The sequence below is a fragment of the Serratia bockelmannii genome (assembly GCF_051803255.1).
Lineage (GTDB): Bacteria > Pseudomonadota > Gammaproteobacteria > Enterobacterales > Enterobacteriaceae > Serratia > Serratia bockelmannii.
Window position 1 is genome coordinate 1,768,988 of sequence record NZ_CP196512.1, and the last position, 21,783, is coordinate 1,790,770.

At 57.8% G+C, this 21,783-nt stretch carries 18 protein-coding genes; 15 read left to right on the forward strand and 3 right to left on the reverse strand.

Going from position 1 to position 21,783, the window contains the following annotated elements:
- Nucleotides 1–450 precede the first annotated feature (450 nt).
- Nucleotides 451–2,214 (reverse strand): 30S ribosomal protein S12 methylthiotransferase accessory factor YcaO, encoded by a 1,764-nt coding sequence (gene ycaO / locus ACSJLU_RS08475; RefSeq protein WP_380825553.1) that lies wholly within the window; start codon nt 2,212–2,214, stop codon nt 451–453.
- Between the two features lie 148 nt (nt 2,215–2,362).
- Here ycaO and ansB point away from each other — a divergent pair, with 148 nt between their 5' ends.
- From ansB to lpxK, 9 genes are all read left to right on the forward strand, one after another.
- Nucleotides 2,363–3,409, forward strand: coding sequence for an L-asparaginase 2 (gene ansB, locus ACSJLU_RS08480; protein ID WP_380825551.1), 1,047 nt, complete (start codon nt 2,363–2,365; stop codon nt 3,407–3,409).
- Between the two features lie 302 nt (nt 3,410–3,711).
- Nucleotides 3,712–4,797: a 3-phosphoserine/phosphohydroxythreonine transaminase gene (serC, locus tag ACSJLU_RS08485; protein ID WP_033633446.1), complete on the forward strand. Its 1,086-nt coding sequence runs from the start codon at nt 3,712–3,714 to the stop codon at nt 4,795–4,797.
- A 114-nt stretch (nt 4,798–4,911) separates the two neighbouring features.
- Nucleotides 4,912–6,198 carry a 3-phosphoshikimate 1-carboxyvinyltransferase gene (aroA, locus tag ACSJLU_RS08490; protein WP_043137680.1) on the forward strand — a complete coding sequence of 429 codons (1,287 nt, stop codon included), beginning with the start codon at nt 4,912–4,914 and terminating at the stop codon, nt 6,196–6,198.
- 262 nt (nt 6,199–6,460) lie between these two features.
- The gene (cmk, locus tag ACSJLU_RS08495) at nt 6,461–7,150 is read left to right on the forward strand and encodes a (d)CMP kinase (protein ID WP_028127992.1); all 690 of its coding nucleotides are present in this window, start codon (nt 6,461–6,463) and stop codon (nt 7,148–7,150) included.
- A 184-nt stretch (nt 7,151–7,334) separates the two neighbouring features.
- The gene (gene rpsA / locus ACSJLU_RS08500; protein ID WP_004928267.1) at nt 7,335–9,008 is read left to right on the forward strand and encodes a 30S ribosomal protein S1; all 1,674 of its coding nucleotides are present in this window, start codon (nt 7,335–7,337) and stop codon (nt 9,006–9,008) included.
- A gap of 62 nt (nt 9,009–9,070) precedes the next feature.
- Nucleotides 9,071–9,355, forward strand: coding sequence for an integration host factor subunit beta (gene ihfB / locus ACSJLU_RS08505; RefSeq protein ID WP_004928264.1), 285 nt, complete (start codon nt 9,071–9,073; stop codon nt 9,353–9,355).
- Nucleotides 9,356–9,670: 315 nt separating this feature from the next.
- Nucleotides 9,671–11,902, forward strand: coding sequence for a ComEC family protein (locus ACSJLU_RS08510; protein ID WP_439041087.1), 2,232 nt, complete (start codon nt 9,671–9,673; stop codon nt 11,900–11,902).
- Between the two features lie 35 nt (nt 11,903–11,937).
- The gene (gene msbA / locus ACSJLU_RS08515) at nt 11,938–13,686 is read left to right on the forward strand and encodes a lipid A ABC transporter ATP-binding protein/permease MsbA (RefSeq protein WP_380825548.1); all 1,749 of its coding nucleotides are present in this window, start codon (nt 11,938–11,940) and stop codon (nt 13,684–13,686) included.
- On the forward strand, nt 13,686–14,666 hold the full coding sequence (gene lpxK, locus ACSJLU_RS08520; RefSeq protein ID WP_060447467.1) for a tetraacyldisaccharide 4'-kinase: 981 nt from the start codon (nt 13,686–13,688) through the stop codon (nt 14,664–14,666). Before msbA ends, lpxK begins: the two co-directional genes overlap by 1 nt.
- A 2-nt stretch (nt 14,667–14,668) precedes the next feature.
- Here lpxK and hglS read toward each other — a convergent pair whose 3' ends face one another.
- On the reverse strand, nt 14,669–16,075 hold the full coding sequence (gene hglS / locus ACSJLU_RS08525) for a 2-oxoadipate dioxygenase/decarboxylase HglS (protein ID WP_380825545.1): 1,407 nt from the start codon (nt 16,073–16,075) through the stop codon (nt 14,669–14,671).
- Between the two features lie 525 nt (nt 16,076–16,600).
- Here hglS and cspE point away from each other — a divergent pair.
- From cspE to ACSJLU_RS08555, 6 genes are all read left to right on the forward strand, one after another.
- Complete coding sequence (gene cspE / locus ACSJLU_RS08530) at nt 16,601–16,810, forward strand: transcription antiterminator/RNA stability regulator CspE (protein ID WP_004928244.1); 210 nt, start codon at nt 16,601–16,603, stop codon at nt 16,808–16,810.
- Between the two features lie 222 nt (nt 16,811–17,032).
- Complete coding sequence (locus ACSJLU_RS08535) at nt 17,033–17,254, forward strand: cold-shock protein (RefSeq protein ID WP_004928241.1); 222 nt, start codon at nt 17,033–17,035, stop codon at nt 17,252–17,254.
- 113 nt (nt 17,255–17,367) lie between these two features.
- Nucleotides 17,368–18,594, forward strand: a complete 1,227-nt coding sequence (locus ACSJLU_RS08540; RefSeq protein ID WP_049204253.1) for a winged helix-turn-helix domain-containing protein — start codon at nt 17,368–17,370, stop codon at nt 18,592–18,594.
- A 297-nt stretch (nt 18,595–18,891) separates the two neighbouring features.
- Nucleotides 18,892–19,074, forward strand: a complete 183-nt coding sequence (locus ACSJLU_RS08545) for a Trm112 family protein (protein ID WP_004928237.1) — start codon at nt 18,892–18,894, stop codon at nt 19,072–19,074.
- Nucleotides 19,071–19,820 (forward strand): 3-deoxy-manno-octulosonate cytidylyltransferase, encoded by a 750-nt coding sequence (gene kdsB / locus ACSJLU_RS08550; RefSeq protein WP_025302283.1) that lies wholly within the window; start codon nt 19,071–19,073, stop codon nt 19,818–19,820. Before ACSJLU_RS08545 ends, kdsB begins: the two co-directional genes overlap by 4 nt.
- A 150-nt stretch (nt 19,821–19,970) precedes the next feature.
- Entirely contained in the window at nt 19,971–20,867 is an 897-nt protein-coding gene (locus ACSJLU_RS08555) for a YcbJ family phosphotransferase (RefSeq protein WP_380825541.1), read from the forward strand.
- Nucleotides 20,868–20,874: 7 nt separating this feature from the next.
- Here the strand turns inward: ACSJLU_RS08555 and elyC are convergent, their stop codons facing one another.
- Complete coding sequence (gene elyC / locus ACSJLU_RS08560) at nt 20,875–21,648, reverse strand: envelope biogenesis factor ElyC (protein ID WP_025302285.1); 774 nt, start codon at nt 21,646–21,648, stop codon at nt 20,875–20,877.
- Between the last annotated feature and the right edge of the window lie 135 nt (nt 21,649–21,783).

Below are 21,783 nucleotides of genomic sequence, written 5' to 3' on the forward strand. Positions count from 1 at the left end.
GCTCTTAAGGGTTAAAACAACGCAATGAGATACTAGCAAAGCAGTATAGGGGAAAATTTGATTTGGATCATAAGGCGGGGAAGTAGAGCGCCAAAATGGCATGTTTTCTGTGTGGTTTTTATGGTTAATTTATTGAATTTAAACAAAAAACAATTTTTTAATGTTTGCAATTTTTTTTGAATTCACCCGATGTGCCGAGGGTGTCAAAGTTAAATTTTTAGGCGTTTTGTCGCCGTGCAGTGCTGAAAGTTTAATTATCGGTTAATTATTATTTCACCGTCCGGCAACAATCGCCGGTTTATTTATTCTTATGCTCGTTTAACCGCCTATTTTCCTGCGGGAAAATAAAACAGAATGCGTTGAAATAAACCGCAAAATGAAAACGCCGCAGCGGAGTGCGGCGTTTGACCGGGGAGGGTACCCCAAAAGTGGCGGTACCCCCAATGGCGATTAGGCCTTGGCCCAGTGACGGCGCTTGGCCGCCTGCAGCTTCTCGTAGGCCGCCAGCAGCGCCTGATGGGCCGGCAACGCCTTCAGATCGGCATCGACGGCGAACAGCCCGTTGAAGCGCTCTTCACCGCTGATGGCGGCCGAGGCCGCGTCCACCGCTTCCTGGCCGTACATTTTCACGAACGCGGTGTAGTATTGCGCCGCTTCGCGCTCAGGCTCCTGCGCCAGCAGCAACAGCGTTTGCAGGCAACGGTAGTAGTTGCTGCGCGCCGGGCTCAGCACCGAGGCGTTGAAGTCCTGCGTCCATTCGGTCCAAATCAGCGCCTGATCCAGATCGCCGCCCGCCAGTGCCAGCATCGACTTCAGCTCGCCCACGCGCAGGGTATGCCAGGCGTTGTCTTTGCCGCTGGCAATACCCAGCAGTTCGCGTACGCGGGTGAAATCGTCCAGCCCTTCATCGTCCAACTGCTCGATCAGCGCCAGGTATTCTTCCGGCTCCCACTCGCTGCCCGGCAGCGCCAGCAGCGTATCGCGCAGGTGCGCGCCCATGCTGTTGTTGGCCAGCAGCAGGTCTTCTGCCGGGTAGATATCGGACATGCCCGGCACGATGATGCGGCAAGCGTAGACGCCCAGGTGCTCGTAGTCGGCGATGTACACTTCCGCGTCTTCTTTGTCGAAGATGCTCATCAGGGTGGCGAACTCTTCCTGCGTGCTGCCGCTGAAGCTCCAGTCAACGAACGGATAGTCCGCATCCTGCTTGAACAGATCCCAGGAGATCAGGCCGCTGGAGTCGATGAAGTGCGTTTCCAGGTTGGTGTGTTCCGCCACTTCTTCGTCATCGAAGGTCGGTGCGGTGAACACGTCGAGATCTTTCAGGCTGCGGCCCTGCAGCAGCTCGGTTACCGTGCGCTCCAGCGCCACGCCGAAGTCCGGGTGCGCGCCGAACGAGGCGAAGCAGGTGCCGTTGGTCGGGTTGAACAGCACCACGCAGATTACCGGGTAGTTGCCGCCCAGCGAGGCATCATAGGAGAGGATCGGGAAACCTTCCTCTTCCAGTTTGGCGATGGCTTCCACCACGCCCGGATAGCGATTCAGCACTTCGACCGGGATCGCCGGCAGGCTGATGGATTCGGCGATGATGCGGTTTTTCACATAGCGCTCGAACACTTCCGACAGGCCCTGCACGCGCGCTTCGTTGGCGGTGTTGCCGGCGGACATGCCGTTGGAAACATACAGGTTGCCGATGATATTCATCGGAATGTACACGGTTTGCTGGTCGGACTGACGGGTAAACGGCAGCGCGCACACGCCGCGATCGGCATTACCGGACTGCAGATCGACAAGATCGCTGGCGCTCAGCTCTTGCTGCGGATCGTAGAAGGCGTGCAGACGCTCGTCGAGGATGCCGGCCGGCAGCGTATCGTCCGCCGGGATCGGGAACCATTTCTCATTCGGGTAGTGCACGAAGTCGCCTTCGGCGATCTGCCGGCCCAGATAGAAATCGGCGAAGAAGTAGTTGGTGGACAGGCGCTCGAAATATTCACCCAGCGCGGAGGCCAGCGCGGCTTTTTTGCTGGCGCCTTTGCCGTTGGTGAAGCACAGCGGGCAATCGCGATCGCGAATGTGCACCGACCACACGTGCGGCACTGGATTCAGCCAGGAGGCCTCTTCGATGTTGAAACCGAGGTCGCTCAGTTTCTGCTGGAAACGGGCGATGGAGTCTTCCAGAGCGGCGTCTTTACCGGGGATAAAAGTTTGCGTCATTGTCTTCACTTTTTGCGCGTACTAAAAACGCGCAATGATACGGGGTTTTACGCTGGAGCTCCACGTATTCCTAAAGCGGTGGCAAAGTCACAGTTTTTTTAAGGATAAAGGCCATAATTCAGCGAGTTATCTGTCACGGAGAAATCTAATGAAATCAGTGAAACTCAGCGTGTTAACCCTCTTGTTGACCGGCGTCAGCGCCTCGGCGCTGGCGCTGCCCAACATCACCCTGCTGGCGACAGGCGGCACCATCGCCGGTGGCGGCGATTCGGCGACGAAATCCAACTATACCGCGGGCAAGCTGGGTGTCGAGGCGCTGGTCGATGCGGTGCCGGCGCTGAAAGATATCGCCAACGTGCAGGGGGAACAGGTGGTGAACATCGGCTCGCAGGACATGAACGATCAGGTCTGGCTGACGCTGGTGAAGAAAATTGACGCCGACTGCGGCAAAACCGACGGCTTCGTCATCACCCACGGCACCGATACGCTGGAAGAGACGGCCTATTTCCTCGATCTGACGGTGAAGTGCGACAAGCCGGTGGTGCTTGTCGGGGCGATGCGGCCGGCGACGGCGATGAGCGCCGATGGCCCGTTCAACCTGTATAATGCGGTGGTGACGGCGGCAGATCCGCAATCGGCCAACCGCGGGGTGCTGGTGGCGATGAACGACACCGTGCTGGACGCGCGCGACGTCACCAAGACCAATACCACCGCCGTGCAGACCTTCCAGTCGCCGAACTTCGGCCCGCTCGGGTATATCCACAACGGCGAGGTCGATTACCAGCGCTCACCGCAGCGCAAGCATACCCGCGATACGCCGTTCGACGTCAGCAAGCTGAACGAACTGCCGAAGGTCGGCATCATCTACAACTACGCCAACGCCTCCGATGCGCCGGTCAAGGCGCTGATCGCCGAAGGGTACCAGGGCATCGTCAGCGCCGGGGTCGGCAACGGCAACCTGTATAAAACGGTGTTCGACACACTGGCGACGGCGGCACACAACGGCGTGGCGGTGGTGCGTTCTTCGCGCGTACCGACCGGCGCCACTACCGAAGATGCGGAAGTGGACGACGCCAAGTACGGCTTCGTGGCCGCCGGCACGCTGAATCCGCAAAAAGCGCGCATTTTGCTGCAGCTCGCGCTGACGCAAGCCAAAGACGCGAAGCAAATCCAGCAGATGTTCAATCAGTACTGATCGTTTTCTCTCCTGCGGGGGCCGACCGGGTTCCCGCAGCCATCTCGGCTGAATACAGCATAAAGCACCGCGTTAACCCGCTGAATTTCCCCATGTCGCAGGGTTTTATCGTCCAAACAATCGCGATGGCCGCAGAGCCTGTCATCACCCGGCGAGACCGTTTGCCGCCGGCGGGCGAATAAGCGTTGCAGCCATGGGGCGTGAGTGATAAAACCGATGGGTTGGTTAACGCGAGCGTTAACTTCGGGCATCTTTTCGACAGGTCGCTTTTCTGCGGCGAACAGTGAATGTGGTGAGGGGAAATGACTCAGGTTTATAATTTTAGCTCTGGCCCGGCGATGCTGCCGGTGGAAGTGTTGCGTCGTGCGGAACAGGAACTGTGCAACTGGCACGGCCTGGGCACGTCAGTGATGGAGATCAGTCACCGCAGCAAAGAATTCATCGCCGTTGCCGAGCAGGCGGAACAGGATCTGCGCGATCTGCTGAAAGTCCCCTCCAATTATAAGGTGCTGTTTTGCCACGGCGGCGCCCGCGCACAATTTGCCGCTCTGCCGCTGAACCTGCTGGGCGACAAGGCTACCGCCGACTATATCGACGGCGGCTATTGGGCGCACAGCGCCATCAAGGAAGCGGAAAAGTATTGCGCTCCCAACGTCATCGACGTGAAAACCCGCATCGACGGCCTGAGCGGCATCAAGCCGATGAAAGAGTGGCAACTCAGCGCCGACGCGGCTTATGTGCACTATTGCCCGAATGAGACCATCGACGGCGTGGCCATCGATGAAACGCCGGACTTCGGCGACAAAGTGGTGATCGGCGATTACTCCTCGACCATCCTGTCCCGCCCGCTCGACGTCAGCCGCTTCGGCGTGATTTACGCCGGCGCGCAGAAAAATATCGGCCCGGCCGGCCTGACGCTGGTGATCGTGCGTGACGATCTGCTGGGCAAGGCGCGCAAAGAAGTGCCGTCGATCCTCGACTACACCGTGCTGGCCGAGAACGATTCGATGTTCAACACCCCGCCGACCTTCGCCTGGTACCTGTCCGGGCTGGTGTTCAAATGGCTGAAAGAGCAGGGCGGCCTGGTGGAGATGCAAAAACGCAATCAGGCCAAGGCCGAGCTGCTGTACGCGACCATCGATAAATCCGACTTCTACCGCAGCCAGGTGGCCATCGCCAACCGCTCGTGGATGAACGTGCCGTTCCAACTGGCCGATGCGGCGCTGGACAAAGTGTTCCTCAGCGAAGCCGAGGCCATCGGCCTGCAGGCGCTGAAAGGCCACCGGGTAGTTGGCGGCATGCGCGCTTCTATTTACAATGCGATGCCGCTGGCCGGCGTGCAGGCGCTGACCGACTTCATGGCCGACTTCGAACGTCGTCACGGTTGATTCCGTCAGCCCGCCAGGCGCGGGCTGCCTCAGGCTGTTGTCCTTTTGCATTAAAGCGGCTCCGGCATTATTCCGGAGCCGTTTCGTTTATCAGAATTGGAGAGTTTTGTTCACATGGTGGATTCCCTGACGTTACAACCGGTCGCCCTGGTCAATGGCACCGTCAACTTACCCGGCTCGAAGAGCGTTTCTAACCGCGCTCTGCTGCTGGCGGCGCTGGCGAAAGGCACGACCCGGCTGACTAACCTGCTGGACAGCGACGACGTGCGTCATATGCTGAACGCGTTGCAGGCGTTGGGTGTGAACTATCAACTTTCCGCCGATCGTACCGTGTGCGAAGTGACCGGCGTGGCCGGGCCGCTGGTGGCCGGCCAGCCGCTGGAACTGTTCCTCGGCAACGCCGGTACGGCGATGCGCCCATTGGCGGCGGCGCTGTGCCTCGGCGAAGGCGACGTGGTGTTGACCGGTGAACCGCGCATGAAAGAGCGCCCGATCGGCCATCTGGTGGACGCGTTGCGCCAGGGCGGGGCGCAGATTGATTATCTCGAGCAGACCGATTACCCGCCGATTCGCCTGCGCGGCGGCTTCCTGGGCGGCGACGTCACCGTTGACGGCAGCGTCTCCAGCCAGTTCCTGACCGCGTTGCTGATGACCGCGCCGCTGGCGCCGCAGGATACGCAGATCCACATCAAGGGCGAGTTGGTTTCCAAGCCATACATCGACATCACGCTGCATCTGATGCGTACCTTCGGCGTATCGGTGAGCCACGACAACTACCGGGTGTTCCATATCCAGGGGCGCCAGACGTATATCGCGCCGGGCGATTATCTGGTTGAGGGCGACGCTTCTTCCGCCTCCTACTTCCTGGCGGCGGCGGCGATCAAAGGCGGCACCGTGCGCGTGACCGGCATCGGCCGCAAAAGCGTGCAGGGCGATACCAAGTTCGCCGATGTGCTGGAGAAAATGGGCGCGCGCATCACCTGGGGCGACGATTTCATCGAGTGCAGCCGCGGTGAACTGCACGGCATCGACATGGACATGAACCACATTCCGGACGCGGCGATGACTATCGCCACCGCGGCGTTGTTCGCCGAGGGGCCGACCACCATCCGCAATATCTACAACTGGCGGGTGAAGGAGACCGACCGTCTGGCGGCGATGGCCACCGAGCTGCGTAAAGTGGGGGCGGAAGTGGACGAGGGCGAAGACTACATTCACGTCGTGCCGCCGGCCAAACTGCAGTTTGCCGAGATCGGTACCTACAACGATCACCGCATGGCGATGTGCTTCTCGCTGGTGGCGCTGTCGGATACCCCGGTCACCATTCTCGATCCGAAATGCACCGCGAAAACCTTCCCGGATTATTTCGAGCAGTTGGCGCGCATCAGCCAGCCGGCGTAGTAACCCGTCAAATCGTTTATTTTAAGGCCCCTTTGTGGGCCTTTATCGTTTTTAACCTTCGGCGACCGGCGTTTCTTCTATACTTTTTCGCGGTTGTGCGCTTATTTTCAACAACCGGACAGTTCCAGGGTAACAGATTGCCGTAGGGCAGCGTATAATACGCCACCGTATTTGCCCCTGATTGGGCAGGTGGCAGAGCGCACGGGCTTCGAGTCGAAGCGCGCCGTGTCTCTGTGAGGTTTTCTACCTGAAGGAGAGAGAAATGACGGCTACAGCCCCGGTGATAACCGTTGATGGACCAAGTGGCGCAGGCAAAGGCACGCTGTGTAAAGCGTTGGCCGAGTCCCTTGGTTGGCGTTTGCTGGATTCCGGCGCGATCTATCGCGTGCTGGCGCTGGCGGCGTTGCATCATCAGGTGGATATCACTTCTGAGGAAGCGCTGGTTCCGCTGGCCGCACATCTCGATGTTCGCTTCGTTGCCCAGGACGGCAAGCTGCAGGTGATTTTGGAAGGTGAGGACGTCAGCAATGAGATCCGCACCGAAACCGTCGGCAACACCGCGTCGCAAGCGGCGGCGTTTCCTCGCGTGCGCGAGGCGTTGCTGCGCCGCCAGCGCGCATTCCGCGAAGCGCCCGGCCTGATTGCCGACGGTCGCGATATGGGCACGGTGGTGTTCCCGGACGCGCCGGTCAAGATTTTCCTCGACGCCAGCTCGGAGGAGCGCGCACACCGCCGCATGCTGCAGTTGCAGGAAAAGGGCTTTAATGTTAACTTTGAACGTCTTTTAGCCGAGATAAAGGAACGGGACGACCGTGACCGTAATCGGCCTATCGCGCCTCTGGTGCCTGCTTCTGACGCCCTCGTGCTGGATTCTACCAGCATGTCGATCGAAGAAGTGATCCAGCAGGCGTTGACGTATGCACAGAAAGTGTTGGCGTTGCCGCAGCAATAAGCGCGGCGGCGCTATTGGCTTTTTGTCATATTTGTCATAGCGGTATCGCAATATATCGGGTAAAATTTTACCCCTGTAACCTTAAACCCTGTCGGCATGGAGCCAATGGCGGGGTATGTGAAACAACCCCATTCGGCGGGACGCTAAATGGACGTTAAACTAAAGAACCCTGAAGATTAACAACATGACTGAATCTTTCGCTCAACTCTTTGAAGAATCCTTAAAAGAAATCGAAACCCGCCCGGGTTCCATCGTTCGTGGCGTCGTTGTTGCTATCGACAAAGATATCGTACTGGTTGACGCCGGTCTGAAATCTGAGTCTGCCATCCCGGCTGAGCAATTCAAAAACGCCCAGGGCGAGCTGGAAATCCAGGTTGGTGACGAAGTTGACGTTGCTCTGGATGCTGTTGAAGACGGCTTCGGTGAAACCCTGCTGTCCCGTGAGAAAGCTAAGCGTCACGAAGCTTGGATCACGCTGGAAAAAGCCTACGAAGAAGCTGAGACTGTAACCGGTGTTATCAACGGCAAAGTGAAGGGTGGCTTCACCGTCGAGCTGAACGGCATCCGCGCGTTCCTGCCAGGTTCCCTGGTTGACGTGCGTCCGGTACGTGACACTCTGCACCTGGAAGGCAAAGAGCTTGAGTTCAAAGTCATCAAGCTGGATCAGAAGCGCAACAACGTTGTCGTTTCTCGCCGTGCGGTTATCGAATCCGAGAACAGCGCTGAGCGCGATCAACTGCTGGAAAACCTGCAGGAAGGCATGGAAGTCAAAGGTATCGTTAAGAACCTCACTGACTACGGTGCATTCGTTGATCTGGGCGGCGTAGACGGCCTGCTGCACATCACTGACATGGCTTGGAAACGCGTTAAGCACCCAAGCGAAATCGTCAATGTTGGCGATGAAATCACTGTTAAAGTGCTGAAGTTCGACCGCGAGCGTACTCGTGTCTCCCTGGGCCTGAAACAGCTGGGCGAAGATCCATGGGTTGCTATCGCGAAACGTTACCCAGAAGGCACCAAGCTGACTGGTCGTGTAACCAACCTGACTGATTACGGCTGCTTCGTAGAAATCGAAGAAGGCGTTGAAGGTCTGGTACACGTTTCTGAAATGGATTGGACCAACAAAAACATCCATCCGTCCAAAGTTGTTAACGTGGGCGACGTAGTGGAAGTGATGGTTCTGGACATCGATGAAGAACGTCGTCGTATCTCCCTGGGCCTGAAGCAGTGCAAATCCAACCCATGGCAGCAGTTCGCAGAGACCCACAACAAGGGCGACCGCGTTGAAGGTAAAATCAAGTCTATCACTGACTTCGGTATCTTCATCGGCCTGGACGGCGGCATCGACGGCCTGGTTCACCTGTCTGACATCTCCTGGAACGTTGCAGGCGAAGAAGCAGTACGTGAATACAAGAAAGGCGACGAAATCGCTGCGGTTGTTCTGCAAGTTGACGCAGAGCGCGAGCGTATCTCCCTGGGCGTGAAGCAGCTGGCTGAAGACCCGTTCAATAACTACCTGTCTATGAACAAGAAAGGTGCTATTGTTACTGGTAAAGTCACTGCAGTTGACGCCAAAGGTGCTACAGTTGAATTGGCAGGCGGCGTAGAAGGTTACCTGCGTGCATCTGAAGCCTCTCGCGACCGCATTGAAGATGCAACTCTGGTTCTGAACGTAGGTGACGAAGTTGAAGCTAAATTCACCGGCGTTGACCGTAAGAACCGCGTTGTAAGCCTGTCCGTACGTGCTAAGGACGAAGCTGACGAGAAAGACGCCATCGCAACTGTTAACAACAAACAGGAAGAAGGCAACTTCTCTAACGCAATGGCTGAAGCTTTCAAAGCGGCTAAAGGCGAGTAATGACGGGGGGCGGTTTCTGACCGCCCCGATACGGTAGTTTAGCTGCAAAGCTTGGAGGTACTATGACCAAGTCTGAACTTATTGAAAGACTTGCTGGCCAGCAATCTCATATTCCGGCGAAGGCCGTTGAGGATGCAGTGAAAGAGATGCTTGAGCACATGGCCGCTACGCTGGCCGAGGGCGAACGCATTGAGATCCGCGGATTCGGCAGTTTTTCTCTTCACTACCGTGCCCCGCGTGTAGGTCGCAACCCGAAAACCGGTGACAAAGTTGAGCTGGACGGCAAGTACGTTCCTCACTTCAAACCAGGTAAAGAGTTGCGTGACCGCGCCAATATCTATGGCTAGTCGCTGACTGCTCATAGCGTTGTTGCTTGAAAAGAATATAAAACGGTGCCTTTAAGGCGCCGTTTTTTTTCGCCTGCGGTTCTCCCTGCTCCGCTTAGGAATTGCGCACCGCGCCGCATTTACGATGTGGCTCCTGCATAGATCTCTCTTATCCTGCCATGTTCACCGCATCTTCATTAAAGCCCGCTGGCGGTGACATGTCGGCTGAATGATCCTGCTTGCTTGCCATGACGCGCTTTTGCTCATGGCGGAGCCGATGGGAGAAGAGCGATCAAAATTTCGCTGGATCTGGCGATATTCGCCGTTATCTGCGGCATCCTGCCGCTGCTGGTTTTACCGCAGTTGCCTGAGCAATGGCAGCTGTGGCCGATGCTGCTTGTTGCCGGTTTACTGCTGCGCATCCGTTGGCCGTTTTGCCGTTATTTGGCCTGCCTGGGATTGGGGTTCGCGTGGGCGGTTTTCAACGCCGGAAGCCTGATTGGGCAAGTGGAGCGCTTAAGTCGCGGGCCGGATGTGACGGCGGTGGTGCAGGTTAGCAGCATCGCGCTGAAGCCCGCCGCCAGTAAACAGGCGCTGATGCGCATCGAGCGGGGCGACGGCCATTGGTTGGTGCCGGCGGTGACGTTTACCACGACGTGGGCTCCAGAACAGCAGCGGTTGTGCGCCGGGCAGCGTTGGCAATTGAAACTGCGTTTGCGGCCGGTGCATGGCAAACTCAATGAAGGCGGCTTCGACAGCCAACGTTGGGCGATCGCGCAGCGCCAGCCGTTAACTGGCCAAGTCAGGCAGGCTCGTTTGCTGGATGGCGATTGCGGCTTACGCCAGCGCATAATCAGCCATGCGGAAACCAATATCGGCGAGCTGCGTTACAAGGCAGTATTGCTGGCGTTGGCATTTGGGGAGCGAACCGCACTGGAGCAGGCTTTACGCATGCTGATGTTGAAAACCGGCATCGCGCACTTGATGGCAATCTCAGGGTTGCATGTGGCGATGGTCGCCATCTTGTTCTGGGTTACATTGCGTGCGCTGCAGCTTTTTCTTCCTTCTCATCTAATTGGCTATCGCTTTCCGCTGGTCGCGGGCTGGGTGGCGACGCTGATCTATGTCTGGTTGGTAGGCGCCCAGCCGCCGGCGGTGCGCACCGCGTTGGCGATGACGCTGTGGATGCTGCTGCGCTTGCGCGGCGTCCATTGTTCTTCTTGGCAAGTGTGGCTGTGGTGTGTCGGGCTTATTTTACTGTGCGATCCGCTGGCGGTCTTGTCAGACAGTTTCTGGCTGTCGGTACTGGCGGTGGGGTGCCTGATTTTTTGGTTCGAATGGGCACCGCTCGGCGAGCGATTCCGATCGGCCTGGTATTGGGCACCGGTGCGTTGGCTGCATATTCAGCTCGGTATGACGTTGCTGCTGGTGCCGATGCAGGCCGCGCTGTTTCTGGGCCTGACGCTGACCTCGCTGCCGGCCAATTTGTGGGCGGTACCGATTGTCTCATTGGTGACGGTGCCGCTGATTTTGCTGGCGGTGATGTTCGGTTTCTTCCCCTCGTTAAGCTACGGACTATGGTGGCTGGCGGACTTCACGCTGCAGTGGGTATTTGTACCTCTGAATTACCTGCAACGTGGTTGGGTGGATTTGGGGGCGGCTTCGCTGTTGGCCAGCGCGGCGGGATGGCTCATCGTCGTCTGTTGGCGCTTTCATTGGTGGTGGCGTTATGCGTCGGGACTGGCGACGATAGCGATATGCTGCGTGCTGTGGCGGGAAAAAGAACCGGCTTACCGTTGGCGAGTCGATATGCTTGATGTTGGGCACGGCTTGGCGGTGGTCATTGAGCGAAACGGCAAAGGAATACTGTACGATACCGGCGATCGTTGGCCGGGTGGCAGCGCCGCCGAGCGGCATATTTTGCCAATGCTGAACTGGCGGGGTATTGAACTGGAACAGATCATTATCAGCCATGACCACCTCGATCATACCGGTGGGGTGCCTGCTGTGCGGCGGGTGTTTCCACAGGCTACGGTGCGCAGCCCGATGCGCGGGGAGGGGCACTTGCCCTGCGTCGCCGGTGAGCGCTGGCGCTGGCAGGGGTTGCAATTCGAAGTGCTGTGGCCGCCGAAAACGCGTAAAAAGCCGGGTAATGACGACTCTTGCGTGATCCGTATCGACGACGGGAAACACAGCATGCTGCTTACCGGCGACGCGGAAAAAAAGGCGGAGGCGCAGCTGCTCCGGTTACGGCGCGATCGCTTGGCGGCTACGGTGTTGCAGGTGGGGCACCATGGCAGCAGAACCTCTTCCACGCCGCCGTTTCTGCGCGCGGTCAATCCTCAGGCGGCATTGGCGTCAGCATCTCGTTACAACAAATGGCGTTTGCCGGCGCGTAAAGTGGTCGCCAGATACCGGGCAAATGGCATTATATGGCGTGATACGACGCGCTCCGGCCAGTTATCGGTACTTTTTTTCGACAACGATTGGCAAATTAAAGGCTTTCGCGAACAATTAATGCCCCGTTGGTACCATCAGCGGTTTGGCGTAGAGGGTGATAATGAGTAAAATAGGCCGCTATTTCTTCCGATGCTGGTATTTGCATGATGAATGATAAAGATCTCTCGACCTGGCAGACATTCCGTCGACTCTGGCCGATGATCACTCCTTTTAAGACCGGGCTGATTGTGGCCGCCATTGCGTTGATTATGAACGCAGCGGGGGACACGCTGATGCTGTCTCTGCTTAAACCGCTATTGGACGATGGGTTTGGAAAAACCGACAGCAGCGTGCTGGTGTGGATGCCGTTGGCGGTCATTGCGCTGATGCTGATGCGCGGCGTCACCAGCTTTGTTTCAAGCTACTGCATTTCCTGGGTTTCCGGCATGGTGGTGATGCAGATGCGCCGCCGCCTGTTTGGCCACATGATGAGAATGCCGGTGGCCTTCTTCGATCAGCAGTCCACCGGGACTTTGCTGTCGCGCATTACCTATGATTCTGAGCAGGTGGCTTCCTCCTCGTCCAGCGCGCTGGTGACCGTGGTGCGTGAAGGGGCTTCGATCATTGGCCTGTTCATCATGATGTTCTACTACAGCTGGCAGCTGTCGGTGATCCTGATCGTGCTGGCGCCGATCGTCTCCATCGCTATTCGCCTGGTCTCCAAGCGTTTCCGCAACATCAGCAAGAACATGCAGAACACGATGGGGCAGGTGACCACCAGCGCCGAACAGATGCTGAAAGGCCATAAAGAAGTGCTGATCTTCGGTGGCCAGCAGGTGGAAACCGAGCGCTTCAACTCGGTCAGCAACCGCATGCGTCAACAGGGCATGAAACTGGTTTCCGCGTCTTCGATTTCCGATCCGATCATTCAGCTGATCGCTTCGCTGGCGCTGGCGTTCGTGCTGTTTGCCGCCAGCTTCCCAAGCGTGATGGCAACCCTGACCGCCGGTACCATTACCGTGGTGTTCTCATCGATGATCGCGCTGATGCGCCCGCTGAAGTCGCTGACCAACGTCAATGCCCAGTTCCAACGCGGGATGGCGGCATGCCAGACGCTGTTCTCCATTTTGGATATGGAACAGGAAAAAGACACCGGCACCCGCGAAGTGAAGCGTGCGAAAGGCGATATCGAATTCCGTAACGTCACTTTCTACTACCCATCTAAGGAAACGCCGGCGCTGCGTGATATCAACCTGAAAATCGCCGAAGGCAAGACCGTCGCCTTGGTGGGCCGTTCCGGTTCGGGTAAATCCACCATCGCCAACCTGTTGACGCGTTTCTACGATATCCAAGAAGGCGAAATCCTGATGGATGGCCACGATTTGCGCGAATATACCCTGGCCTCGCTGCGCAATCAGGTAGCGCTGGTCTCGCAAAACGTGCACCTGTTCAACGACTCCATCGCCAACAACATTGCCTATGCACGCGAGAGTGAATACAGCCGCGAGCAGATTGAGAAAGCGGCCGAAATGGCGTACGCAATGGACTTCATCAACAAGATGGAGAACGGCCTGGATACGGTGATCGGTGAGAACGGCGTAATGCTGTCCGGCGGCCAACGTCAGCGTATCGCCATCGCGCGTGCGTTGCTGCGCGACTGCCCGATCCTGATCCTGGATGAGGCGACCTCTGCGCTGGATACCGAGTCCGAGCGGGCCATTCAGGCTGCGCTGGACGAGTTGCAGAAAGACCGTACTTCATTAGTGATCGCGCACCGCCTGTCGACGATTGAGAAGGCGGATGAGATCCTGGTGGTGGAAGATGGTCGCATCGTCGAACGCGGCGAACACACCGAGTTGCTTGAGCGGCAGGGCGCCTATGCGCAGCTGCACCGTATGCAGTTTGGTCAATAATGATTGAGCGCATCTGGTCCGGCGGTTCGTTGCTTTATCTGGCGCTATTGCCACTCTCGTGGCTGTATGGCCTGCTCAGTTGGCTGATCCGCCTCAGTTACCGCTGCGGCCTGCGTAAAAGTTGGCGTTCGCCGGTGCCGGTCGTGGTGGTGGGTAATCTCACCGCCGGCGGCAACGGCAAAACGCCGATGGTGATCTGGCTGGTGGAACACCTGCAGCAGCGGGGCTACCGCGTTGGGGTGGTGTCGCGCGGCTACGGCGGCAAGTCGGCGGTCTATCCTCTGGTGCTGGGTCAGAATACATCGACCCGCGAGGCGGGGGATGAGCCGGTGCTGATTTATCAGCGTACCGGGGCGCCCGTGGCGATCGCGCCCAAGCGCGCCGAGGCGGTGCAGGCTCTGCTGCAACAACAGCCGCTGGATGTGATCATCACCGATGACGGCTTGCAGCACTATGCTTTACAGCGTGACTTCGAGCTGGTGGTCATCGACGGTGTGCGTCGGTTCGGTAACGGCTGGTGGTTACCAGCCGGACCGATGCGTGAGCGTGCTGCGCGGCTTGGCAGCGTCGATGCGCGTGTCGCCAATGGCGGCGTGGCGCAGGCCGGAGAAATTGCTATGCGTCTGCAGGCGCGTGACGCAGTGAACCTGCTGAGCGGTGAACGTCGTCCGGCGGCCGAGCTGCCGCGCGTGGTGGCGATGGCGGGTATCGGCCATCCGCCGCGTTTCTTCGCGACGTTGGAAAAGCTGAACGTCGAGGTGGTGCAGGAAGTGGCGTTTGCCGATCATCAGGAATATCAGCAGGCGCAGCTGGCGGCGTTGGTTAATGCAGAGCAAACGCTGCTGATGACGGAGAAGGACGCGGTGAAATGCCGCGCCTTTGCCCAGCCTAATTGGTGGTATTTACCGGTTGATGCGGTGCTACCTTCCGCTCAGGCTGAGCAACTGCTGCAGGATATCGAGTCTCTACTGGCTAAGTAACCTCAGGACGCCAGCGTGACAAGCCCCAGGGCTTGCGCGCAGGCTTCCAGCGAACGCTGCTGGGTTTGTTGATACAGCGCCAGCTCGTCGATCACCTCACTGCCCAACGCTTGTTCAAACGCTGCCCGGCTTGACGCCGCATTGTACTGTGTATGGCGGCTGTCCCCCAGATTCGATTGGAAAATCCCCGCCGCGCTGACCGGCAGAAAATCTTCATACACCAGTGGCTGGAAGCGAACGTGTTCTTTCTCGATCAGTTGCTCCAGGGTACTGTGCTTATCCAGTGATTCTTTGGCCGCCAGGCCGCACTCGGTCGGGAAATAGCGGAACCAGGCCAGCTGTTGCTCGCGCAGCGTGGCGTAATCATCCGGAAACGCCCGGAAGTTTTCTTCCAGCAACTGATAATAGCGTTCGGCATTTTTCTCGCTCGGCGGCGCCTGCAGCGCATCGTTGGTGGCCTTCAGCAGACGGTCGTAAAGTTCGCGTCCTTTGGTCGTCAGCGCTACACCACGCTGTTCGATCTCGCCGAAGCGTGCGGTATGATGACCGGCGACGACGCGGCCGTCGCGCTCAACGAAATCGACGCGTTCTTCCAACGCCTTGAAGCTGGTCTGGCGCAGCAGGATCGCGCGACGGCGGCGCGGCGGGCCCTCGATGACCGCTTTGGGCGTAATACCGCGGGCGGGCATCGCCTGTTGAACGCGATCGATATCCAGCGTGCGCGGTGTCAGATGATTGATATGCGGCCCTTTAAACGCCACCACGTCGGCGATCAGTCGATGCTGATCGTGCAGCTGCCGGTATTCTTCTGCGCTGACCGTCGCCTGGTTGTGCCAGCGGAAGGTTTCCAGCGCTTGTTCGACAAATTCTTGCGCCTGTACTTCATTTAGCCCGCCTTGCGCTTCCTGCAACGCGATCAGTTCCAACGCGCGATCGGTAAAGATACGGCGGCGCGTCAGCAAGCGCTCAGCCAGCTCACGCAGCGCGGGATCTTCTATCAGCTCCAGGCGAAGCAAGGAGGTAAATACGCGGAACGGACTGACCTGCAGCGCGTCTTCGTGTACGGCGCGAAAGGCGGTCGAGTGCACGGGAACGCCCGCCACAGACAGATCATAGTAACCGACCGGCGCCATGCCCATCACCCGGAACAGACGGCGCAGGGTGGCCAGTTCGCCAGCAGTGCCGACCCGGATCGCGCCGTGGCGCTCCATCGCGAGGCGTTCGATCTCGCCGGTGATTTGCAGTTGATGAGCCAGTGCGGCATCTTCGCGCAGAACCTGTCGGTTGGTTTCCGCCACCAGCTCCAGCAGATCGCCGTACAGCGGTACCTCCTTTTGGTACATGTCCGACATCGCGTGAGAGAATCTGGCGCGGATTTCATTAGGTGAAACGAACTGCTGGGCGGTCATGCGCATAGCTCCTTGATTCAGCATAATCTGAAAAATCGTGTTTTTAGCGGCAAAAGTGCTGGCGAAAAAGCCGTCTGCCTTGTTTTCCCCTCAAGTTTAGCCATCTGATTTGGGATTTGTTATAGACGTGGCAAGCATATTAGAGTTTTATGCGTTAGCTCTCATTTGTAGCGCACGGACGGGCAAACGATGCCCCGGTGAGGAGAAGAACGCGGTGGATCGGCCGCGGCGAGCGTTAAATTAAGTCATGTATATTCATGGGGATAAAAATAAATTCGGCGTATTTATGAATTAAAGGCAATAAACCTCTTGTGCATTCGTCATTTTTATGAGTAAATGCAAGTCGGCCTGTAATCCAGACCTATTTATGTTCGAGTTTAGAGTTAAGCAGTTCCTCCAAAAACGTTATCATCCGATTCCGCTTCAAAGACGAACCTTCTAAGTACCTCCCATAAGTAATGTTTCTGACATGGCCACAATTGCCTCTTATGGCAGGTTTTGTAAATATATTTAAAGGTAAAAGTAATGTCTAAGAAGACGGGTCAAGTTAAGTGGTTCAACGAAAGCAAAGGTTTTGGTTTCATTGAGCAGCACGACGGCGGCAAAGATGTATTCGTACACTTCTCCGCTATTATGACCGACGGTTTCAAGACCCTGGCTGAAGGCCAGCGTGTCGAGTACACCATCCAGGACAGCCCGCGCGGGCCGGCTGCCGCTAACGTAGTTGCTCTGTAAGAAGACAGGGAACGCGTATAAGAGATCTTAATACAACCATGGTGATGCCTCAGCGCTGAATCATGCGGAAGATATTAAGTTCAACAAGCCCGCCTTCGTGCGGGTTTTTTAATTTTTTGCTCACGAGAGGTTTGTTACGAAAAACTTTAGGATGGGCTGGTAGCGTCCAGACAATATAAAAAATGACGTTGTCAAGGATGCTCAAGTAAAAGGATATAAGTTATGTTTAAAAATACTGTGTTAAAAATGGGCCGTGTGAAATGGTTTAATCAGGCCGAAGGCTATGGTTTTATTTCACCGGTAGATGGCAGCGACGAAATCTATGTCAATCGCAACGCTATCGCCAACACCAAAAATAAGTCGTTGAACGAAGGTCAGAACGTTGAGTTCTCGATCTATCGCAGCTCGCATGGGCTGTCCGCGGCAGACGTTATCGCGTTCTGATCGCACCCACCTTCCTCGCCAGTGCCGGTGTCGCCACCCGCAAGCACTGGCGAAGATAAATCCCGCGATATCCACTATTATCAGGCCATTGCCTACTCGCCACGGATATCAGGATGACCATCCCGACCCTTTCCCTTACCGCCGCTCGCGCGCTGCACCTTGCCGCCCAGGGGCTGCTTTCTCCGCTTAAACGCCAGGCTCGGCCCGATGACGTCTTGAGTGCGATCCAGCGCATGGGGTTGTTACAAATCGATACCATTAGCGTCGTTGCTCGCAGCCCGTATCTGGTGCTGTTCAGCCGTTTGGGAGCCTATCAGCCGGAGTGGCTTGAGCAGGCGCTCGCCGGCCGCAAGCTGTTCGAGTATTGGGCGCACGAGGCCTGTTTCCTGCCGATCGAAGATTTTGGCCTGCTGCGCCACCGCATGCTGGCGCCGCATGATATGGGCTGGAAATACTCCGCCGCCTGGGTGCAGCAGCACCAGGCCGCGATGGACAACCTGCTGCGGCACATCGAACAACAGGGGCCGGTGCGCTCCGCCGATTTCAGCGCCGAGAAGAAGGGCAACAGCGGGTGGTGGGACTGGAAACCGGAGAAACGTCATCTGGAAATTCTGTTTACCGCCGGCAAGCTGATGGTGGCCGAACGTCGCAACTTCCACCGGGTTTACGATCTGACCGAAAGGCTGCTGCCGGCCTGGGACGATGCGCGCCATACGCTGCCTGTGGAGCAGGCGCGCCGGCAGATGCTGTGCCGCACCTGCCGCTATCTGGGCATTTTCCGCGCCGAGTGGTTGGCGGATTACTATCGGCTGAAGCGCGTGGCGCCAAAAGCCTTGCTGGCAGCGCTGCAGGAACAGGGCGAGATTACGCCGGTGCAGGTAGAGGGGCTGGAAGGACAATTCTATGTGCATGAATCACTGGCGGAATTGCTGCCGCTGGCGGAGCAGGGCAAACTCAAATCGACGGTCACCAGCCTGCTTTCGCCTTTTGATCCGGTGGTGTGGGATCGCCGTCGGGCGCTCGAGCTGTTCAACTTTGACTATCGGCTAGAGTGTTACACGCCGAAAGAAAAACGTCGCTATGGCTACTTCACCTTGCCGGTGCTGCATCGTGGCGAGCTGGTGGGGCGGATTGACGCCAAGGCGCACCGTCGCCAGGGCATCTTCGAGATCATCAGTTTCCATGCGGAGCCGCAGGTGCGCTTCGGCAAACAGCGAACGCAAGATATCCGACAGGCCATCGCGCGCACGGCCAAATGGCACGGTGCACAACGCGTCGCGCTGGGCGACATTCCGGCGGTGTTGGCCGCTGAATGGGGTGCCGGCTGGGAAGTGGGATAACGAGCGACGCCGTCGGTGGGGTAAAACGAAGTTAAGCGTCGCTCGTTACAAAGGGGCTCAGTGGCTGAAGTTAGCGAACAGAGCGATGATTTTATGCAGACGTTTGATCACGTATTACTACCTTTTTTGTGATTTGCATCACAAAATTCTACGCCGGGATGCGCCGTAGTTCAAGCTGTTGCACCGGCGCGGTGAGGAAATATCGGCGGGTTGGTGCCGCCGATGATTAACCTGAGGCCGGGCGTTATGCTATCCTCACTGCCTTTCCCAGATGACCAATCCCCTTGCGGAGGATGCATGGACCACCGTTTACTCGAAATCGTTGCCTGCCCGGTATGCAACGGCAAACTCTATTTCAATAAAGAAAACCAGGAGCTGGTGTGCAAAGCGGACGGGTTGGCTTACCCGCTGCGCGACGGCATCCCGGTGCTGTTGGAAAATGAAGCGCGTGCGCTGTCGCTGGACGAGAAGCACGCATGAGTTTTATCGCTATTATTCCCGCCCGCTACGCCTCAACCCGTTTGCCGGGCAAACCGCTGGCCGATATTCACGGTAAGCCGATGGTGGTGCACGTGATGGAGCGTGCCCGTGAGTCCGGCGCCAGCCGCGTCATCGTGGCGACCGATCACCTTGAGGTCGCCAAAGCGGTGGAAGCCGCCGGCGGCGAAGTGTGCATGACCAGCCCGGATCACCATTCCGGCACCGAGCGTCTGGCGGAAGTGATCGCGCACTACGGCTTTGCCGACGACCAGATCATCGTTAACGTGCAGGGCGACGAACCGCTGATCCCACCGGTGATCGTGCGTCAGGTCGCAGAGAATCTGGCGGGCAGCCAGGCCGGCATGGCGACGTTGGCAGTGCCGATCGAGAGCGCGGAAGAGGCTTTCAACCCCAACGCGGTGAAGGTCGTAATGGACGCACAGGGCTACGCACTCTATTTCTCACGCGCCACCATTCCGTGGGATCGCGAACGTTTCGCTGCGTCGAAAGAGAGCATCGGCGACAGCCTGCTGCGTCACATCGGCATCTATGCGTACCGTGCCGGTTTCGTGCGCCGCTACGTCAGCTGGGCGCCGAGCCAACTGGAACAGATCGAGCTGTTGGAACAGCTGCGCGTGCTGTGGTACGGTGAAAAAATCCACGTGGCGGTCGCGAAAGCGATCCCGAGCGTGGGGGTCGATACGCCGGAAGATCTCCAGCGCGTGCGCGACAGCATTCAACCCTGAGCCTGATTTCGTCGGCGCGGCGCGCAACGCGCCGACGATGTAATACCTCCCATATTGATCCCCGTTTTGTTGATCTGCGTTGAAGAATTTTTCCGCTCACCGTTCGATGATGTTACGCATCCCCCCATATTAGCCTGAGGTGAATGCCTTATGGAGCAGTTACGCGCAGAACTGAGCATTGTGCTGGGTGAGTCCATCAGCCGGCTGGAGCGGGTGAGCGAGCAGCCTTATGCGCATATGTATTCGCTGTACGATCGGCAGGGCAACGCCATCCCGCTGATGGCGAAAAGTTTTATCTGTCAGGGTATTGCCCAACAGGAGGCGTATAAGTTGTCGATGTTGGCGCGCGACGGGGATATTCGCCTGCCGACGGTGTACGGCGTAGTGTGCACCCACCAGGCGCCGTATACGGAAATCCTGCTGATCGAACGCCTGCGCGGCGTGTCGGCCGAAGCGCCAACGCGTTCGCCGGATCGCTGGAACATGTTGATGGAGCAGATCGTCGACGGGGTATTGGCCTGGCACCGCATCGACAGTCACGGCAGCGTCGGCAGCGTTGACAGCACGCAGGAGAACGACTGGTTTTGTTGGTATCAACAGCGGGTTGAAGTGCTGTGGGCGACGGTGGTCAATCTCACTACCCCGCAGCTGACCATGGCGGATCGGCGTTTGCTGTATCGCACGCGCGAAGCGCTGACCCATTTCTTCGTCGGCTTCGACGATCCCTGCGTCCTGGTGCACGGCAACCTGTCGCTGCGCAGTATGCTGAAAGATCCCAAAAGCGATCAACTGCTGGCGATGCTCAATCCCGGTGTGGTGCTGTGGGCGCCGCGCGAATACGATCTTTTCCGCCTTTGCGAGCCGGGCATGCCCAGCCAACTGCTGTTCAGCTATCTGCAGCGGGCGCCGGTCGCCGACGCTTTCCTTGCGCGGCGCTGGCTATACGTGGTGTGGGAAGCGGTAGGGCGTTTGATCCATACCGGCAAGCTGGAGCGGCGGCCGTTCGTCTATGCGTCGCAACAGCTGCTGCCCTGGCTGGCCGGTTGAACGGGTTTTACTCGGCGCCGGCGCTATCCGCGCCTTTCAGCCACTGCCACAGGCTGCCCAGCGTTTCATACCAGGCACGTTCGGTATGGCCGAGGAACATCGACGACGGTGTGGCGCGATCCCAGATATTCAGCGGCGAGTCGATCGCCAACTGGTTGGCCGGTGCTGGGATCGGGTGCAGGCCTTTAGCCTTGAAGAAACGCATGGCACGCGGCAGATGGTTGGCGGAGGTCACCAGAATGAACGGTTGCTCGCCGACCAACTTGGCGACCTGAGCGGCTTCTTCCTCGGTATCGCGCGGTTCCCTCAAAATCACCATATCGCTGCGCGGCACGCCCAGGCTTTCGGCTACCAGCGCCGCCGTGGCGGCGTTGCTTTGCATGCGTCCGGCGGACGCGCCGGTAAACACCATCCTGGCGCCGGGATGCGCAAGGTAGAGCCGCACGCCTTCCGTCACGCGCGGCAGACTGTTGCCGAGCAGGTTCGAGCTAGGTGCCCAGTCGGGATTGTAGGTATAGCCCCCGCCCAACACCACGATGTAGCTGACCGGATCGTTGCCGCGATAAGTCTGGTATTCGGCTTCGATCGGCCGCAGCAGTCGGTCGGCCACCGGTTGCAGGCTGAAAAGCAGTAAAAACAGCCAGCTCAGCGTGAAAATCGTCTTACCGCTTTTTTGCCAACGGGTGAACCACAGCAGTAACAGCGCCAGCCCCATCAGCAGCATCAACAACGGTAGCGGCATCAGCAGGGCGCCAAAGAACTTTTTCAGGTTGAACAGCATCGAAAATCAGATCCTTTTGGGTGAAAAAGCGGCATCCAGGCATAAACAGGCCGCAAGAAGATACATTCTAAGCCAGTCTGTGCCAAAATAGCAGGTTTGAATGGGCGTGCGCTTTGCCGCCGCAAGAATGAGATC

Coding starts and splice junctions, on each gene's coding strand:
- rpsA (WP_004928267.1), top strand. CDS start 7,335: ATGACTGAATCTTTCGCTCAACTCTTTGAAGAATCCTTAAAAGAAATC.
- ihfB (WP_004928264.1), top strand. CDS start 9,071: ATGACCAAGTCTGAACTTATTGAAAGACTTGCTGGCCAGCAATCTCAT.
- lpxK (WP_060447467.1), top strand. CDS start 13,686: ATGATTGAGCGCATCTGGTCCGGCGGTTCGTTGCTTTATCTGGCGCTA.
- cmk (WP_028127992.1), top strand. CDS start 6,461: ATGACGGCTACAGCCCCGGTGATAACCGTTGATGGACCAAGTGGCGCA.
- elyC (WP_025302285.1), bottom strand. CDS start 21,648: ATGCTGTTCAACCTGAAAAAGTTCTTTGGCGCCCTGCTGATGCCGCTA.
- hglS (WP_380825545.1), bottom strand. CDS start 16,075: ATGACCGCCCAGCAGTTCGTTTCACCTAATGAAATCCGCGCCAGATTC.
- aroA (WP_043137680.1), top strand. CDS start 4,912: ATGGTGGATTCCCTGACGTTACAACCGGTCGCCCTGGTCAATGGCACC.
- msbA (WP_380825548.1), top strand. CDS start 11,938: ATGATGAATGATAAAGATCTCTCGACCTGGCAGACATTCCGTCGACTC.
- ansB (WP_380825551.1), top strand. CDS start 2,363: ATGAAATCAGTGAAACTCAGCGTGTTAACCCTCTTGTTGACCGGCGTC.
- ACSJLU_RS08535 (WP_004928241.1), top strand. CDS start 17,033: ATGTTTAAAAATACTGTGTTAAAAATGGGCCGTGTGAAATGGTTTAAT.
- ycaO (WP_380825553.1), bottom strand. CDS start 2,214: ATGACGCAAACTTTTATCCCCGGTAAAGACGCCGCTCTGGAAGACTCC.
- ACSJLU_RS08545 (WP_004928237.1), top strand. CDS start 18,892: ATGGACCACCGTTTACTCGAAATCGTTGCCTGCCCGGTATGCAACGGC.
- ACSJLU_RS08555 (WP_380825541.1), top strand. CDS start 19,971: ATGGAGCAGTTACGCGCAGAACTGAGCATTGTGCTGGGTGAGTCCATC.
- serC (WP_033633446.1), top strand. CDS start 3,712: ATGACTCAGGTTTATAATTTTAGCTCTGGCCCGGCGATGCTGCCGGTG.
- kdsB (WP_025302283.1), top strand. CDS start 19,071: ATGAGTTTTATCGCTATTATTCCCGCCCGCTACGCCTCAACCCGTTTG.
- ACSJLU_RS08540 (WP_049204253.1), top strand. CDS start 17,368: ATGACCATCCCGACCCTTTCCCTTACCGCCGCTCGCGCGCTGCACCTT.
- cspE (WP_004928244.1), top strand. CDS start 16,601: ATGTCTAAGAAGACGGGTCAAGTTAAGTGGTTCAACGAAAGCAAAGGT.